The 15,242-nt window shown below is 67.3% G+C and carries 10 protein-coding genes; all 10 read left to right on the top strand.

Annotation, left to right across the window (positions count from 1 at the left end; all coding sequences use genetic code 11):
- Positions 1-86 precede the first annotated feature (86 nt).
- Positions 87-500: a hypothetical protein gene (locus ABMY26_RS01415; RefSeq protein ID WP_372394693.1), complete on the top strand. Its 414-nt coding sequence runs from the start codon at positions 87-89 to the stop codon at positions 498-500.
- 97 nt (positions 501-597) lie between these two features.
- The gene (locus ABMY26_RS01410; RefSeq protein ID WP_372394692.1) at positions 598-909 is read left to right on the top strand and encodes a hypothetical protein; all 312 of its coding nucleotides are present in this window, start codon (positions 598-600) and stop codon (positions 907-909) included.
- A gap of 1,105 nt (positions 910-2,014) precedes the next feature.
- A complete protein-coding gene (locus tag ABMY26_RS01405; protein WP_372394691.1) occupies positions 2,015-2,608 on the top strand; it encodes a hypothetical protein in 594 nt (197 codons plus the stop codon).
- Positions 2,608-3,213, top strand: a complete 606-nt coding sequence (locus tag ABMY26_RS01400; protein ID WP_372394690.1) for a hypothetical protein — start codon at positions 2,608-2,610, stop codon at positions 3,211-3,213. Before ABMY26_RS01405 ends, ABMY26_RS01400 begins: the two co-directional genes overlap by 1 nt.
- Before the next feature lie 117 nt (positions 3,214-3,330).
- Positions 3,331-4,674, top strand: coding sequence for a type VI secretion system baseplate subunit TssK (gene tssK, locus ABMY26_RS01395; RefSeq protein WP_372394689.1), 1,344 nt, complete (start codon positions 3,331-3,333; stop codon positions 4,672-4,674).
- Positions 4,675-4,704: 30 nt separating this feature from the next.
- The gene (locus ABMY26_RS01390) at positions 4,705-5,718 is read left to right on the top strand and encodes a DotU family type IV/VI secretion system protein (RefSeq protein WP_372394688.1); all 1,014 of its coding nucleotides are present in this window, start codon (positions 4,705-4,707) and stop codon (positions 5,716-5,718) included.
- Complete coding sequence (locus ABMY26_RS01385; RefSeq protein WP_372394687.1) at positions 5,706-9,899, top strand: type VI secretion system protein; 4,194 nt, start codon at positions 5,706-5,708, stop codon at positions 9,897-9,899. The genes ABMY26_RS01390 and ABMY26_RS01385 overlap by 13 nt, the downstream gene beginning before the upstream one ends.
- A gap of 73 nt (positions 9,900-9,972) precedes the next feature.
- Entirely contained in the window at positions 9,973-12,630 is a 2,658-nt protein-coding gene (gene tssH, locus ABMY26_RS01380; RefSeq protein WP_372394686.1) for a type VI secretion system ATPase TssH, read from the top strand.
- Positions 12,631-13,088: 458 nt separating this feature from the next.
- A complete protein-coding gene (tssB, locus tag ABMY26_RS01375) occupies positions 13,089-13,628 on the top strand; it encodes a type VI secretion system contractile sheath small subunit (RefSeq protein ID WP_372394685.1) in 540 nt (179 codons plus the stop codon).
- 47 nt (positions 13,629-13,675) lie between these two features.
- On the top strand, positions 13,676-15,175 hold the full coding sequence (gene tssC, locus ABMY26_RS01370) for a type VI secretion system contractile sheath large subunit (RefSeq protein WP_372394684.1): 1,500 nt from the start codon (positions 13,676-13,678) through the stop codon (positions 15,173-15,175).
- Positions 15,176-15,242: the final 67 nt, after the last annotated feature.

Genomic DNA, 15,242 nt, shown 5'->3' with positions numbered 1-15,242 from the left:
GCCCCCGCCGATCGGTACCATTGCCGTGCCCCGGCCGCGACCTCATCCTTATAAAGGAAGAATGGCGGCATCGAAGGAGGCGGATCATGGAAATGAACCGTGGGGAAAGCGTGGCGCTGCTGGTCGCCGACCTGCTGCACGGCATGGAAGCCGATGGGCCATCCGCCAGCCCGGTCATGCAGTCCCTGTGGGACGATCTGCTGGGCCTTCTGGCGGCCGCATACGACCTGCGCGGTCGGGTGCCCGATCAGCGCACCGTCCTCCGCGTCCGCAACCGCCTGCTGTGCGCCGGAGCCGCCGCCATTCCCGACATGCGGGAGGAGGATTACGGTTTCGCCATCGGCCTGCTGGTCTGGCTGATCCGCGACCGTGGGCTACCCTACGATCCCACGCTGTCGGTCCGTAAGCCGACCATGGCGCATTTCGACGCCCATCGGGTTGCGGTGCAGTTCGAGCATCTCCAGCGCCGGGGCGGCCCCTCCCTCGAAATCCGGGATTGAGCCGAATCCGCCAGCGGACGGGAACCGCCCCCGACTGGCGGCTGGACGCGGGCTGCGTATTTGGGCAGGCTGGGCGTGATCACCGCAAAGGCCTCCGATGACCCAGCCGCGCCCGACATCACGATCCCGATACCGGCTGGCCGCCCTGTTGGCCGCCCTGTCGGCCGGTTGCCTGCTGCCGGCGGCTTGCGCATCGTCGAGCGGATTCGACGTCGAATCGAGCAGCAGCGACTATGTCCGGTTCGACTACGAAGTCGCCAAGACCGATCGGAATGCCATGCTGCGCGCCGCCGAATCGCATTGCCAGCGCTCGTTCCGCCATGCCCGCCAGATCGACCTCGCCTATCTGCGGGGAACCGACGGCGGCGAGTTGTGGCGTACCGTGACCTACGCCTGCACCGATCGATAGCCCGACCGATCCGGCCCCTAGCGCAATGCGCGGCATTGCGACGGACCGGCGACCGGTCCGGATTCGCCATCGGCAAAAACAACCCGGATCGCGATAAAGCGCACGGCTCCCATGATTATGGGATTAACGATTCAGAGTTGAAGCAAATACAAAAGGATTACGACTGCAACGCGCCGCCCGGCGATACGGCACGGGTCCGCCCGGACCATCGGCCCGCTCGAACCGGACGGCATGTCGCATGACACGCCGTTTGCGACCCTGGCCCGTATCGCAGCCGGCGGCGATCCGCATGTGCCAGCCCAAAGGCTGTGCCAATCCTGGAAGAGATCGTCATCATGACGGAAACGAACGGAAGGCGCGGCAGCCGGCAAACCCGGAGATGGTCAAGGGGTGAAGGGTTGGCCGGGCGCTTGCCGGTCATCGCGCTGGCGATGGCCCTGTCTGCCTGCGCCGCGACGGCGGGCGACGGCCGGAACGCCGCGGCTCCGCCGACCGGAACGGGCGCCCTCCCGGCGGACGTCTCCACGGCACAGATTTCCAGCAGCTTCCAACCGCGGATGAACAGCCGGGTCACCGTCCCGTGCGCGGCGAGCGACGCAAGCTGGTTCCGCTACACCTCCCAAGGTTTCGTGTGCATCGGCGGCCCGGCTCCGGAACCGGTTGCGGAAGGAACCCGACGGGAACTCCACGACTGCCCCGACGGTCGCTGGATCCAACAGGACGGTGGCGATTTCATTTGCACCCCCACCTCGCGTCCAGACGCCCCAACCTGATGCCGCCGAGGAGGCAATTCAAGCAATGGAGGTGGCGGAATGGCATCCCCGACAATCAAATATGCAGACCATGACAGAATCAGATCGATCGTTGCGAAAGCTCGATCGGAAGATCGCGATTGGGCGCAAAAGTTGCAATATTCCCTTCAGGCATAATTATTTCCCATATGCCCATTGGAAACATGAGGAAATATTTCAATGTAAGAATATTGCAATGTTACCCCGTTAACTGTCCTTAAACGATTAGGTTTCATACCATTTATCCCAAAGGCCAACAGATAGAGTCCAGGATTTCCGGTCCACTCCAATCGAACACGAAGGCCACGGCGAGAATGTCCGATCAGGTTCTACTCGCAGCGCTGCTCTCCTACGTTGCGGGTGCTGTCACGATTGCTGCAGTTGCTCTGATCCTGCTGTTGCGGCGGTCGGTGCGGCTGCGCCATGGACTGGACCGGCTGACGGACGAACTCCGGGAGATGGCGCACGAGCTTCGGGAAGAGATCGCACGGCGCAACGGGCCGGAGGTTCAGGAGGATCGCCTCGTCCTGAAGGAGATGTCGGACCATGTGAAGGCGCTTCGCCAGACGGTCGCCTTCTCCGATCAGAAACTGCAGGACGTGCGGCTCCAGCTTCGCGACCTCCACGCCGACCTGAAGGACCGGCTGGCCCAATCCAGCTACACCCTTCGCAGGACATTGATGGACCATGAACGCCTTATCGTCGAGCTGCTGGCCAAGGCCCAACCGGATCACAGGCCGTCCGACCACCGTCCGTCCGATGGCCGGCCGACCGCGGCCCTGGACCGGGGAATGACGGCCGTGCCGGCGGTGCCGCCGCAGGACGGGGTGGAACCGGCCGCCGAAGAGCCGGCTGCGATACCGGAACCGTTCCGCCGATCGGACCCGCGGCGGGCGGAGCCGGCCTGATGACTGCGGATGACGGCTGGAGCGACAGCGTGACGGGAGGCGGCGTGACGGGAGGCGGCATGCGCATGGAAACGGCGACCGGACCGAAGGGCGGACAGGATGTGCGCAGGCGCGCGCCCGGGTCGACCGGCAGGCGCCGGGTCGCCATGGCGCTGACCGCGCTGCTGGCCGGGACGGTGCTCCAGGGATGCTCGATGGTCGACTGGACTCTCGGCCGCCCGCCGAAAGTCGAGGTCGACCGGATCCAGATCGTCGCCGACTCCGACGCCAACGACCGCCGGCCGATCCCGGTCGACCTCGTCCGCGTCGGCTCCGTCACCCTGGCCGAGAAGCTGGCGGCGGTCCCCGCAGCCGACTGGTTCAACAACCGCCGGCAAATTCAGCAGGACAATCCGGGAGCCATCGGCGTCGTCTCGTGGGAAGTGGTGCCGGGCCAGCGCATCAATCTGCGCGACCTGCCGCCCTACGACGGGCGCACGGTCGCGATCATCGTCTATGCCCGCTACGGGACGCCCGCCGACCACCGCTATCGCGTGGCGTCGGAAGACGCGATCGTCATCCACCTGCTGAAGGATCTGTTCACCGTCACCACACTGGCGCCCTAGGAGGTTCCGGCAAATCCAGCACCGGGCACCGGCCTTGCGCCGCGCCCCTTCGACACCGGCCCATCGAGCACCGGGCTCTCAAATACCGGCCCCCCAAACTCCGGCAGGAACCGAATCGTGAGCGCTCCCCGTCTGGAAGACGCCATCGTCTGGCATGAAGGCATGATGCTGTCGCCACAGCATTTCCAGCAGCAGGACCGGCGCCTGGAAGCCCTGCTGTTCCATCGGCTGGAAACCGCGGCCCCGCAATCGTGGGGAATCGTCGACCTTCAGTTCGACAGCGCCCTGCTGGTCAACGGCCTGTTCCGGGTCACCCGGCTGAAGGCGGTGATGCCGGACGGGCTGGTCGTCACCTACGGCAGCGAACCGCGCGACGGCTATGCCGAACGGGCGCTCGACATCGACCTGAACGAGCATGCCGAGCAGATCAAGGCCAAGCCGCAGCGCATCCACCTGACCGTGCCGGTCCCGGCGGCCAACGGAACGCTGACGGTCGGCGACAGCGCCCGCTTCCAGAGCGTGGAGGGGCCGGAAACCGTCGACGAGCATCTGGCCGACAGCCGGATGCGCATCCCGCGCCTGATGCCCACCCTGCGGCTCCAGGTGACCAACCAGCCGTCGGCGCGGGTCGTCTCCCTGCCGCTGGCCGAGGTCGAGTTCTGCAACGAGTCCTTCTCCCTCACCGGGTTCGTTCCCCCGGCGCCCAGCGTGGAACCGGCGTCGCGCATCGGGACGCTGTGCATCGGCGTGGCGGAGCGGATGCGCCAGAAGGCGGTGATGCTGTCGGAACGGCTGCAGGCCAGCCTGCGCGAAGGCGGGGCGGTGTCCCAGCAGGACCATGCGATGATCCAGGCGCTGGTCGCATCGCTGCCGCGGTTCGAGGTGATGGCCCGGTCGGGCTTCGTCCACCCCTTCGCCCTCTATGCCGAACTGGCCGGGCTGGCGGGACAGGTGGCGACCATGACCGAGAACATGATGCCGCCGATCCTGCCCGCCTATGTCCACGCCGATCCCTGGCCGTCCTTCGACACGGCGGCCCGCTACATCCATTCGGTGCTGGAGCGGATCAGCGAAACCTATCTGGCGGTGACCTTCAACCGCACCCCCACCGCCTTCAGCCTGTTCCTGCGCGAGGCCTGGGTGCGGCCGGCGCTGACCGTCGGCCTGCGTCACGGCAGCGGCATGACCCAGGCGGAAGCCGTGAGCTGGCTGGACTCCTGCCTGATCGGATCGGTGTCGACGATGCCGGACATGGAATCCCGCCGGATTCTCGGCGCCCGCCGGCGCCTGATCGAGCGGGACGAGGAACTGAAGGTCATGCCGGGCCGCGGCATGCTGCTGTTCTCCATCGACGCCACGCCGGATCTGGTTCGCCCCGGCGAACCGCTGGTGATCTCGCAGCAGGATACCCGACGGACCGTGCAGCCGTCGGAACTCCTGCTGTTCGTCCCGCCCGGTTGATCGTCGGCGGATCGGAAGGAAGCCTGAGGCATGGACAGCATCCAGTACGGCAATACCTCCGTCATGACGGCGTTCCGGCGTTTCTACGCCGAACTGCTGGCATGCCGCGCCCGCGCGCTGGCCGCCGGCACGATGCCGGCCACATCCTTCTTCCGTCAGCCGGACATGGGGCCGATGGCCGGTTCGCCGACCGGGCCGATGGCAGGGCCGGCGGCAGGGTCAGGGGGAGGGCCAGGGGGAGGACCAGGGGGGGCGAGCGCCATGCCGGCCATGGTCGCGGCCGCGATGAGCGGATCGCCGGCAGGACTGGCGGGGCCGGCGGATCAGGCGTCCGCGCCCGCCGGCGGCATCCAGGCCTATCACGGCCACGCCCCGGTCACCTCGGCGGTCGGCGGCCCGGCGCAGCTCGCCGCCGACCTGTCCGACCATCTGCTGATGATGCTGGAGCAGCTGGGGCTGGAGATCGCGCGCATGGGCGGGGCCTTCACCGCCGCGCTCTACGGCGAGGCCAAATATGCGATGGCGGCGCTGGCCGACGACGTGTTCCTCAGCCTCGACTGGCCGGGCCGCTCCGCCTGGAAATCCGTGCTGCTGGAGCAGCGCCTGTTCAACTCCTACGTCGCCGGCGAGGCGCTGTTCCAGCGGATCGACCGTCTGTTCCACCAGCCCGACGGCGGAAACGCCGACCTCGCCGCGGTGTATCTCGCCACGCTGGGCCTGGGATTCGAGGGCAAGTTCCGCTCGACCGACGGCAATGCGGCCGTCGCCATCGCCGACTACCAGCTTCGCCTGCACCGCCTGCTGACCAAGGGGCGGACGCCGCCGGCCAAGCCCAGCGGACGGGCCTATGAGCGGCTGATCAGCGACGCGACGCCCAAGCTGCTGCCGACGGCGCGCTCCTGGTATCTGGCGATCGTCGGCGTCGTCGCGCTCTTCCTGCTCGTAACCCATGCCATCTGGCTCGTCAGCGTCGGGTCCATCTCCGACGAATTGGCCGGTGCCCGTGCCGCCATCGAGAATCTGGGGATCACATGGCCGAATTGATGACGAGCGTCTGGCGGCTGTTCCAGCCGGCCATGACGGTGATCAACCCGGTTTGGCCCTATGTGGCCGCCATCCTGCTGCTGCTGCTGGTCCTGGCCTCCCTCTATCTGCTGGTGACGATGGTCGCGGCGCTGATCCGCCGGCGCGTGCTGTCGCGGCAGTTCCGGGCACAGCGGCCGGCGGCCGGAGCCACGGCGGCCGTGGTGCCGGCGGCCGCCGAGATCGAGCGGTTCGCGGTGCTGCCCGACGGCGTGTCCACCGCGTCGCTGGAGCGTTCCTTCGCCGACGTGCTGGAGCTGTTGAAGCGCCACGTTCCGAACCGGCAGTTCCGCTACCAGATCCCCTGGTTCGTCTCCATCGGCGATACCGGGGCCGGCAAGACCACGCTGTTCGCCTCCGCCCCGATCCACCGTCCCTTCGCCGATCCCGGCACGCTGCCGCAGGCGGGCGCCAGCTGTTCCTGGTGGTTCTACGACAATGCCATCGTTCTCGACGTCGCCGGCCGGACGGTGCTGTCGACCGGCGGACGGGCACCGCAGGGCACCGGCTGGCGCCGCTTCATCAAGCTGCTCCAGGCCAGCCGGCCGCAGCGGCCGCTGGACGGGCTGATCCTGTCGGTGTCGGCGCGCGACCTGCTGGACCAGGGCGCCGAAGGCAGCAACGCGCTGCTGCAGAAGGCCGAGACTCTGCACAACCAGCTCTGGGAACTCCAGAAGCTGCTCGAAATCAACTTCCCGATCTATGTGGTCGTCACCCAGTGCGACGCTCTCGACGGCTTCCCGGAATTCTGCGCGGCGCTGCCGGCCGATTTTTCGCTGGGCATGCTTGGCTGGTCCAGCCCCTACGGCGTCGAGGCGGCCTACAACCCGCGCTGGATCAACGAGATCTTCGACGAGACGCTGGGCGACATCGGCGCGTTGGAGACCGACCTGTACCTCAACCCGTCGGTCAAGGACCGCTGGGGCCGGATGGCCCTGCTGCCGGAGAGCTTCCGCGCGCTGCGCCGCCCGATGGAACAGTTCCTGACCCGCATCTTCATGCCGACCGCCTATCATGAGGTCTTCGTCCTGCGCGGCGTCTATTTCACCGGCGCCATGGCCGAGACGGCCGACCGCTATCCGGCGCTGTCCGCCCCCGCCCGCTCGCCCTGGGCGGAGGATCGCGCCGCGCTGGCCGGCCAGCAGGGCGGCGTGCCGTCCATCGCCTTCGTCCGCGACCTGCTGGACCGCAAGATCTTCCAGGAAACCGGACTGGCGAAGCCGATCTCCCGCGCGCTCTACGTCTCGACCCGGCGCACCCGGCTGGCCCAGGCGACGCTGGCCGGCACCGCCGCCGCGCTGACCGCCGTCACCGTCTATGAAAGCGCGGCCCTGGCCGACCGTGTGCGGATCGTCGACACCACGGTGGAGGAAACCCGCCGCGACATCATCCGCTTCGAGGAGCGGGCGAAGCTGGGCAGCCTGGGTGCCGAACCCGCCGCCGACCCGCTGACGATCGGCCGCCTGCTGGCCTCCATCGTGCTGGTGGAGCGCGACGACCTGTCGACGCCGCTGTTCCCCACCTCGCTGTTCAGCGGCGTCGACGGCAACATGGAACGTCTCGTCGGCATCGCCGCCGACCGCATGATGCTGAAGCCGCTGCGCAGCGGCCTGCTGCAGCAGCTGAGCGGCGCCGTCAGCGGGACCGGCCCCGGCGGAGCCGTCGCGACGGGCGGCGGCGATGCCGGCCGGTCGGTCAACATGGATTCCCGCGCCGCCCCGCGCTCGATCGAGCAGCTGCCGGGCTATCAGCGCCTGTCGGGCTACATCAACCATCTGTCTGCCCTGCGCGAGAATCTCGACCGCTACGACCGCCTGCGCCGCTCGGGCTCCTTCGCCGACCTGGCCAGCCTGACCCAATATGTCTTCGGCGTGTCGCCGCCGTCGATCCTGAAGGACAACGAGCGGTTCCGGTCCGCCGCCATCCGCGAGGCCAACCTGCAGGAGATCAACGTCGATCCGCTGCAGGCCGCCGCCGGGGTCGGCGCCCGCCAGTTCGCCGAGGATCTCTACGACGACCTGTTCGCGCGCAACGGGCTGGCCTTCTGGGCCAAGCGGCTGGAGGGACAGGTCCGCGACCTGCGTGCCAACGCGGTGACGAACCACATCTCGGCCAAGGACATCCAGGAGCTGCAATATTCCTATCGCCAGCTGCGCTCCGCCTCCGAGGCGTCGGTGAATGGCTGGCTGCTGGCACCCGAGCCGACGGTCCCGAAGGAGATCGAGACGCTGCTCGGCCGCATCGCCGTGTCGGTCCTGCTGTCGAACGACACGTTCGAGGACATCTCCCGCACCATCGCCACCCGGTCGCAGGCCCTGCGCGGGGAAATGCTCGGGCTGGAGATGCCCCTGGTCGGCCGCGTGTTCATGCAGGGGCAGGCCGGCGCACCCTTCCAGCTGAGCAACCGCTTCCTCGAGCTGTTCGACCCGATCGACGTGCTGCTGTCCCAGGGCTTCATGACCGACATGGGACAGGCGCCCTTCCCGACCCCCGGCGACGGCAGCCAGTTCGTCTGGGACACCAGCCTGCTGAACCAGGCCAAGCAGCTGCGGGAGGATTATTCGGCCTATGTGGCGCAGCGGCTGTCGGACTTCCCCAAGCCGCTGCACGCGGCGGTGCGTCTGGCCGCCGGGCGCCGCATGGTGTCCAACGTCCTGACCCTGTCGGCCCGCGCCGTTTCGGTGTCGGAGGGAGAGGATAAGGGGCCGGCGGTCGTCAGCGACCGGGCGCTGGCGGATCAGGTGGCGTCCTTCCTGACCGTGGCGCCGGCCGTGCAGGAGCTGACGGACGGCATCCGGCCGCATGCCGAGCCGGGAGCGACCAGGAATCTCGAGGATCTGCTGAGCGCCCAGAGCGTCCAGATCCTGAAGCGGGTCAGCGGCATCATCGCATCGGAGGATCCCTACCGCCCGCTGACCGAGAACGTCGCCCGCTGGGACGGCGAGCCCGGCGCCTTCACCCGCGCCTACAGCGCCGCCAACGGCGGCGAGCTGGCCGCCCTGCTGGGTGCGGCCCGCCAGCGCATCCGCGTGCTGGCGCGCTCCTACGCCAAGCCGGCGCTCGACTACATCAAGGATCCCTACCGGCTGGGCGCTCTCGGCATCGACCGCACGGCGCAGGACTGGCGGGACATTCTCGGCGCGCTCGACCGCTACGACCAGCAAATCCCCAACAACTCGCTGTCGGAACTGGAGAAGTTCGTCCTGTTCGTCGGCAACGCCGTGGGGCGGGACAATTGCCGCGAGGTGCTGGCCGAACGGCTGGGAACCGTCGGCGGCGGGGATTACTTCGCCCGCGTCCATATCCGGGCGATGGGACAGCTGAACGACCGCTGCTCCATGTTCCAGAACCAGCAGGTGCAGATGGCGATGGGGCAGCTGGGCAACAGCTTCAACCAGCTGCTGGCCGGACATTTCCCCTTCGTCACGCCGCAGCAGGCATCGACCGCGCCCGACGCCGACCCGGCCGACATCCGCCGCTTCTACGCGCTGTACGACGAGCTGAAGCCGCGCATCGACAAGGAGCTGGCCGCCGCCAAGGGCCGCATATCGCCGCTGAAGGGCTTCGTCGATCAGATCGAATCCGCCCGCGCCTTCTTCGCCGACATCGTCGATCCGGCCGGGTCGGGCACGATGCGGCTGACCGCCGACATCACCTTCGGCGTCAACCGCGCCAACGAGATCGGCGGCGACCAGATCATCGAATGGGCGATGAAGGCCGGCGCGTCGACCGCCAGCAGCGCCGGCGGGCGGACCCTGCAATGGTCCTACTCGGAGCCGGTGGAACTGCGCCTGCGCTGGGCGTCCGGGTCCAACCAACGGCCCTATCGCGAGGCGAACCGGCCGGGTGCGCCGATGGTCGACGGCGACAGCGCCATCATCGTCGAGAAGGGACCATGGTCGCTGCTCCGCCTGCTGGTCGGCCGCGGCATCGCGAGCCCGGAGCTGGCCGACCCGACGCTGCGCGGCCAGCAGGTGGTGCGCGTCGCGGTGCCGACCCGCAGCCTGACCGGCGTCACCCCGCAGGACGCCGTGGTCTTCATCGCCGCAAGGGTGAAGGCCGGCGCCGAGGGCAAGCCGCCGGTCCGCGGCATCCCGGCCTTCCCGACCCGTTTCCCCGATATCCGCGTCGCCGGTTTCTGACCCCGATCGCACCCCGATCATACGACCGTCCGGCCATGACCGCCAACCGACCGCCACGCAAAGGGCCGACAGCATGGAAATGAAGTTTCTGGTCAACAAGCTGAACGCCACCTGCCGCCGCGCCCTGGAAGAGGCGGCGGCGCTGGCGGTCGCCCGCAGCAACTTCCATGTCGAGATCGAGCATTTCCTGGTGAAGCTGCTGGACGCGCGCCAGTCCGACGTCGGCGCCATCCTCCACCAGTACGATGCGACGGCCGGCGCGATCCAGAGCGAGCTGTCGCTGGTCATCGACGAGTTCAAGCGCGGCTCCACCCGCACGCCGACCTTCTCGCAGGATCTGCCGAAGGTGCTGGAATCGGCGTGGATGATCTCGTCGCTGACGCTGGGCGAACAGCAGATCCGCTCCGGTGCGATCCTGCTGGCGATCCTGGAGAACCAGTCGGCGATGGGGCCGCTGTCCAGCCGCGCGCCGGCGCTGGCCCGGCTGCCGCTCGACCGGCTGAAGGCCGACCTGAAGCCGCTCTGCGCCGCCGGCACCGGCGAAGGCACGGCAACCGGACGGGCTGCGCCTTCCGCCGAAGCCGCCGCGGCGGACGCGGGCGGGAGCGCGCCGTCGGCATCGGATTCAGCGCTCGACACCTACACCCATGACCTGACCGCCGCGGCGCGGAGCGGGCGGATCGATCCGATCATCGGCCGCGACGGCGAAATCCGCCAGCTGGTCGACATCCTGCTGCGCCGCCGCCAGAACAACCCGATCCTGACCGGCGAGCCCGGCGTCGGCAAGACCGCCATCGTCGAGGGCTTCGCCCAGAAGGTGGTGGCGGGCGACGTGCCCGAACCGCTGCGCCGCATCGCCGTCCGCACGCTGGATCTGGGCCTGCTGCAGGCCGGCGCCGGGGTGCGCGGCGAGTTCGAGGACCGGCTGCGCCGCCTGATCGACGAGGTGCGCAAGTCGCCGGTGCCGATCATCCTGTTCATCGACGAGGCGCACACCATGATCGGCGCCGGCGGACAGGCCGGACAGGGCGATGCGGCCAATCTGCTGAAACCGGCGCTGGCCAGGGGCGAGCTGCGCACCATCGCCGCCACCACCTGGGCCGAATACAAGAAGTATTTCGAGAAGGATCCGGCGCTGGCCCGCCGTTTCCAGGTGGTCAAGGTGCCCGAACCGTCCGACGCCGACACGGTGCGGATGATGCGGGCCCTGTTGCCGCGGCTGGAGGCCCATCACAACGTGACGATCACCGACCAGGCGGTGACGGACGCCGTGCATCTGTCGTCGCGCTACCTGTCGGGCCGCCAGCAGCCGGACAAGTCGCTGAGCGTGCTGGACACCGCCTGCGCCCGCGTGGCCGTCGGGCAGAGCAGCACGCCGCCCGCCATCGAGGCGATCGGCCATGAGCTGATGACCATCGAGTCCGAGCTGTCGCTGCTGCGCCGCGAGCGCAATGTCGGCATCGGCGATCCCGACCGCATCGAGGCGCTGATCGCCCGCCGCACGGCGTTGCAGGCCGAACAGGCCGCCCTGCAGCAGGCCTTCGATGCCCAGTCGCGGCTGGTCGGCCGCATCCGCCAGCTGCGCCGGGGCATCTTCGAGAAGTCGGAACTCGCCGAACGGGACGAGATCGCCCGCGCCGAGATCGACGGGCTGCGCCTTGGCGTGACCGGCCTGACCGGCGAACTGGAAACACTGCAGGGCGAGAGCCCGCTGGTGCCGCTGTGCGTCGACAGCGCCGCCGTCGCCTCGGTGATTTCCGGCTGGACCGGCATCCCGGCGGGCCGGATGGTGCGCGACGACATCAAGGGCGTGCTCGACCTGCGCGCCAGGATGGCCGAGTGGATCATCGGCCAGAACGACGCGCTGGACGTCATCTGCAAGCGCATCCGCACCGCGTCCGCCGGCTTGTCCGAGCCCGACCGTCCGACCGGCGTCTTCATGCTGGTGGGACCGAGCGGGGTCGGCAAGACCGAGACCGCCGCGACCATCGCCGAGCTGATGTATGGCGGCACCCGCGAAATGGTCGTCATCAACATGTCCGAATACCAGGAGGCACACACCGTCTCCAACCTGAAGGGGGCGCCACCGGGCTATGTCGGCTATGGCGAGGGCGGCGTGCTGACCGAGGCGGTGCGGCGGCGTCCCTACAGCGTCGTGCTGCTCGACGAAATCGAGAAGGCCCACACCGACGTAACGGAGCTGTTCTACCAGGTGTTCGACAAGGGCACGCTGGAGGACGGCGAAGGCGAGGTCGTCGATTTCAAGAGCACCGTCATCTTCATGACCTCCAACCTGGGGTCGGACGCGGTGATGGACCATTGCCTGCGCGCCACCGCCAAGCCCGATCCCGCCGATCTGGCCGACATCGTCCGCCCCTATCTGACACGCCACTTCAAGGCGGCCTTCATGGGCCGGGTGACGGTCGTTCCCTTCTTCCCGCTGACCCCGCGGGAGATCGGCGAGATCGCACGGCTGAAGCTGGCCAGGATCCAGAGACGGATGCGCGAGAATCACCGGGCCGAACTGACCGTCAGCCCGGCGGCGATCGACGCCATCGTCGCCCGCGCCAACGAGGTGGACAGCGGAGCCCGCTCCATCGATGCGGTGCTGACCGAAACCCTGCTGGCCGAACTGTCCGACGGGATCCTGCGCCGGATGGTCGACGACCTGCCCTTCACGGCCATCGATGTCGACGTCAACGACATCGGCTTCACCTACAACTTCTCATAGATGTCCAGCAAAGTTCGTCAGTTGAAGAGCGAGCGAATCGGAACGGGCATCGAGGAGAGTCCTGCGGATTTTTACAACCTCTTCCATGATGTTGCAGAGACATAACAAGGCAAAACGAATGGAACGGACAAGCGAAACATCATGAACGGATTACATCAGCAAAATGCCATCATCCCATATTCATGGGATACCCTTTCTCGATTTCATATCGTCGTATAGGATAAGGGAATCCGCACTCTTTACGCAGATAGCTCCAGTCTGTTCCAATGGATTATGAATAAAAAATTAACCTTCTTCTTTACCTTGATTTGAATTGATATCTCAGGCAGCTTTTGTTTTATTTGGAATCGATTTTCATCGAATTGTAGCCAGCAGGCACCACAACCACTGACGGTGAGTTTATCGACGTTGCCGTTGTCGCGGTTGACACCAACTCTTGAAGCGGGAGTGACCTTAGAATGAGCGACAGCCTTCAGCACAAGTTGGACCGCGTCCGTCCGCCTCGCGTCCAGATCACCTACGACGTCGAGATCGGCGATGCCATCCAGAACAAGGAACTGCCCCTGATCGTCGGCATCCTGGCCGATGCCGCCGGCAAGCCGGAAAAGCCGCTGCCGAAGCTGAAGGACCGCAGCTTCGTCGAGATCGACAACGACAATTTCGACGACGTGCTGGCTTCGCTGGCTCCCCGCCTGCCGCTGCAGGTGGAAAACCGCCTGGCGGGCGACGGCTCCCGCATGAATGTCGAACTGCGCTTCAGCAAGCTCGAAGACTTCGACCCGGTCTCCATCATCAAGCAGGTCGAGCCGCTGCGCCGCCTCTATGACGCCCGCGAGCGGCTGAACGACCTGCTCGCCAAGCTCGAAGGCAACGACGAGCTGAACGCCCTGCTGGTGTCGGTCATGGAAAGCAGCGACCAGCAGTCCGCCCTGCGCGGCGCGCTGGAAGGCCCGCAGGCCGCCGCCGCTCCGGCCGCGACGCCGGCGGACGACGAATAACGCGCTCCAGACACTCGAACCTGCACGACCGGGACCCGGAGAATAGAATGGCGAACGAGACCCTTGATGCCCAGGGCATGCTGGTGAAGACCGAGATGGAGAGCGGGTCGATCCTCGACCGCATCCTGACCGAAGGCAAGATGGCCCGCGACGTGTCGCAGACGGCCCATGCGAAGGATCTGATCGGGCAGTTCATCGCCCAGGTCATCGACAGCGGCGTCAGCGTCAGCAAGGATTCAACCGCCGTCATCAAGGCGCGCATCGCCGAGATCGACGAGCTGATCAGCGGCCAGCTGAATGAGATCCTGCACGAGCCGGACCTCCAGAAGCTGGAAGCCACCTGGCGCGGCATGCACTACATGGTCAGCCGCGCCGAGACCGGCCCGACCCTGAAGCTGCGCTTCCTGAACGCCTCGAAGAAGGAACTGCTGGCCGATTTCGAGAAGGCTTCGGAATTCGACCAGAGCTCGCTGTTCAAGGCGATCTACGAGGCCGAATACGGCACCTTCGGCGGCCAGCCCTATGGCATGCTGATCGGCGACTACGAGTTCGGCCGCAACGCGCAGGACATGGAACTGCTGAAGTCCATGTCGCAGGTCGCCGCCGCCGCGCATGCGCCCTTCATCTCCGCCGCGTCGCCGCGCCTGTTCGACATGGACAGCTTCGCCGAGCTGGGCAACCCGCGCGACCTGTCGAAGATCTTCGAGAGCTCGGAACTGGCCAAGTGGAAGTCGCTGCGTGAGAGCGAGGATTCCCGCTACGTCACGCTGGCGCTGCCGCACATCCTGATGCGCCTGCCCTATGGTCCCGACACCAAGCCGGTCGAAGGCGTGAACTTCACCGAGGACGTGGACGGCGCCGATCATTCCAAGTTCGTCTGGGGCAACGCCGCCTGGGCGCTGGGCGCCCGCATCACCGACGCCTTCTCCAAGTACGGCTGGTGCGCGGCCATCCGCGGCGTCGAGGGCGGCGGCCTGGTGGAAGGCCTGCCGGCCTACAGCTTCAAGACCGACAACGGCGATATCGCGCTGAAGTGCCCGACCGAGGTCGCGATCACCGACCGCCGCGAGAAGGAGCTGAACGACCTCGGCTTCATCTCGCTGATCCACTGCAAGGGCACCGACTACGCCGCCTTCTTCGGCGGCCAGACGGTCAACAAGCCGAAAATCTACAACACCGACTCGGCCAACGCCAATGCCCGGCTGTCGGCGGTCCTGCCCTATGTGATGGCCGCGTCACGCTTCGCCCATTACCTGAAGGCGATCATGCGCGACAAGGTCGGCTCCTTCCAGTCGCGTGCCGACATCCAGAAGTTCCTGAACACCTGGATCGCCCAGTACGTGAACCTGGACGACCAGGCGTCGCACCCGACCAAGGCCCGCCTGCCGCTGCGCGAGGCCCGCGTGGACGTGTTCGAGGTGCCCGGCAAGCCGGGTGCCTACCGCGCCACCGTGTTCCTGCGCCCGCACTTCCAGTTGGAAGAACTGACCACCTCGATCCGTCTGGTCGCCGAGCTGCCGGCCGCGGCCTCGGGCGCGGCGTACTGACCACTCTCCGGCACGCGTCCCTCCGTCCGGCCCGGGCGGACGGGGCGCGCCCCCTCCCCTTCATCGA

The organism is Azospirillum sp. HJ39 (genome assembly GCF_041507355.1).
Lineage (GTDB): Bacteria > Pseudomonadota > Alphaproteobacteria > Azospirillales > Azospirillaceae > Azospirillum > Azospirillum thiophilum.
This window is presented reverse-complemented; position numbering and strand designations above follow the sequence as displayed.

Coding starts and splice junctions, on each gene's coding strand:
- ABMY26_RS01400 (WP_372394690.1), top strand. CDS start 2,608: ATGACTGCGGATGACGGCTGGAGCGACAGCGTGACGGGAGGCGGCGTG.
- ABMY26_RS01405 (WP_372394691.1), top strand. CDS start 2,015: ATGTCCGATCAGGTTCTACTCGCAGCGCTGCTCTCCTACGTTGCGGGT.
- tssH (WP_372394686.1), top strand. CDS start 9,973: ATGGAAATGAAGTTTCTGGTCAACAAGCTGAACGCCACCTGCCGCCGC.
- tssB (WP_372394685.1), top strand. CDS start 13,089: ATGAGCGACAGCCTTCAGCACAAGTTGGACCGCGTCCGTCCGCCTCGC.
- ABMY26_RS01415 (WP_372394693.1), top strand. CDS start 87: ATGGAAATGAACCGTGGGGAAAGCGTGGCGCTGCTGGTCGCCGACCTG.
- tssC (WP_372394684.1), top strand. CDS start 13,676: ATGGCGAACGAGACCCTTGATGCCCAGGGCATGCTGGTGAAGACCGAG.
- ABMY26_RS01390 (WP_372394688.1), top strand. CDS start 4,705: ATGGACAGCATCCAGTACGGCAATACCTCCGTCATGACGGCGTTCCGG.
- ABMY26_RS01385 (WP_372394687.1), top strand. CDS start 5,706: ATGGCCGAATTGATGACGAGCGTCTGGCGGCTGTTCCAGCCGGCCATG.
- ABMY26_RS01410 (WP_372394692.1), top strand. CDS start 598: ATGACCCAGCCGCGCCCGACATCACGATCCCGATACCGGCTGGCCGCC.